General features: G+C 66.9%; 3 protein-coding genes. 2 read left to right on the forward strand and 1 reads right to left on the reverse strand.

Going from position 1 to position 1,784, the window contains the following annotated elements; translation table 11 throughout:
• Positions 1-489, forward strand: a 489-nt coding sequence (locus SFU54_RS11275; RefSeq protein WP_319016367.1) for a type II secretion system F family protein, incomplete at its 5' end; no start/stop codon positions are given.
• Here the strand turns inward: SFU54_RS11275 and SFU54_RS11280 are convergent.
• Positions 486-1,007, reverse strand: a complete 522-nt coding sequence (locus SFU54_RS11280) for a DUF4190 domain-containing protein (RefSeq protein ID WP_319016368.1) — start codon at positions 1,005-1,007, stop codon at positions 486-488. The genes SFU54_RS11275 and SFU54_RS11280 overlap by 4 nt on opposite strands.
• Before the next feature lie 352 nt (positions 1,008-1,359).
• On the opposite strand from SFU54_RS11280, the gene SFU54_RS11285 reads away from it, so the two are divergent.
• Complete coding sequence (locus SFU54_RS11285; protein ID WP_319016369.1) at positions 1,360-1,662, forward strand: hypothetical protein; 303 nt, start codon at positions 1,360-1,362, stop codon at positions 1,660-1,662.
• Positions 1,663-1,784: the final 122 nt, after the last annotated feature.

Raw genomic sequence — 1,784 nt, forward strand, 5'->3', positions numbered from 1 at the left:
GCGGCGACGGATGCCCTGCTCGCGCGCAGTGCCCGCCGACGCTCGGCGCGCATCGCCGAAGAGTTTCCGACGGTGGTCGAGTTTCTCGCCCTCAGCGTGGCGGCCGGCGAGAGCATCCTCGAGGCGCTGCGTCGCGTCGCCCGCACCGGCTCGGGAGAGCTCGCGGGCGAACTCGACCGCGTCGTGCAGCGTGCCGCCGCGGGTCAGCCGCTCGCTCTCGCACTCGGTGAACTGCGCGACGACCTCGCTGTGCCCGCGGTCGGCCGGTTGATCGATCAGGTGCTCGCGGCTCTCGACCGCGGAACTCCGCTCGCCGAGGTGCTGCGCGCCCACGCGCTCGACGCGCGCGACGAGTCGAAGCGGCGTCTGCTCGAAGCCGCCGGAACCCGCGAGGTCGCCATGCTCGTGCCCCTCGTGTTCCTCATCCTGCCGGTCACGGTGCTGTTCGCCGTCTGGCCGGGCCTCATGGTGCTGCAGCTCGGCTTCTAGATGGCGCCGTTCAGACTGCTGATCGTGTAAGCGAGGGCCAGGAAGGCGAGAAAGAGACCGATCCAGCCGTAACCGATCACTAGCCCTGCGATCGCAAGTTTTCGCCCGCTCTCGCCAGACTTCTTGATCTGCGAGAGTGCGATGTGACCAAAGACGATGCCGAGCAGTCCGCCGCCGAGAGAGAAGATGAACGACAACACGGCGAGAGTGTTCGTTCGCGTTTGCTGAGCGACGGCGTATGCCGACACCCCGCCTTCGGCTGCGCTCGCCGCGAGCTCGGGGTTGCTCTGCGCGTACATCGCTTCGCGGTTCGCGTAGTCGCGCGTGGCGAGGTCGTTCGTCCAGAGCGTGCGCAAGACCGTCGGATCCGTCTCGGGTTGAGCGGTCGACGCCTGGTACTTCTCGAGCCACGCGGCATACTCCTTCTCGCGCAGCGAGCGAGATCGGCGCACCAAAATGATCGCGATCACGACGACCACGGGCACGAACAACAACCCCATCAATTGACCGACGTCCACCGCGATCCTCTTTCTGTGTTGGGTCGCGGCGAGAAAGGGTCGCACGACTGCTCACGAGCATCCTTCATTACCGCGTCTATCGCAAGTGGATGCCCGAACTCGCCGTGCCCGCCCCGACTCGCGTCGCGTCGCAGGGTGGCTCACGCCCTGTCTGGTCCCTAGCATTGCCCAATGAAGAAGACCCAGGCAGCCATCGTCATCGCGCTCGCCGTGATGATCACCGCGGGATGCGCAACAACCCCGAGCGCGTCGCCGTCAGAGAGCGCCAGTGGAGTCGCCGACGGCGAGTAGTCCCACGCCGACGCCAACCCCGAGCGAAACGGCGGCAGCAGAGCCGGCTGAGGAAACCCCCGTGTCGTCGTTCACCGCGAACGATGTCTACGAGCTGTGCAAGACCCAGACGGTGCCCTACGTCGAGTTCGAGGGTGTTTCGCCCGAGTCCCTCGTGTACGCGCCCCTGAGCGGAAGCCGAGTCGAGCAAGTCGACGGCATCTGGCACGCGATGATCGGCCTGTCAGGCACGCCGTCTGATCCCGTGCACGTCTTCTGCAGCGTGTCGGGAACCCTCACCGCCCCCAACTGGCTGGGGTACGGCGCCGGGCTCGGCGCTGCCGACGACGCAGCGTGGGCAACCCTGCTCGCCGGGGTCGGCTAAGCATCCGGCGTCGAAACGCCCTCCCTGGTCACGACTGGGTGAAGGTGTACTGCCAAACGAGGCTGCCGTCGGCGTTGTAGTAGATGTAGGTCGCGCGGAGCGTGCCCGTGACGCCCATGCTC

The organism is Microcella sp. (genome assembly GCF_033763155.1).
In the GTDB taxonomy this organism is placed as follows: Bacteria; Actinomycetota; Actinomycetes; order Actinomycetales; family Microbacteriaceae; genus Microcella.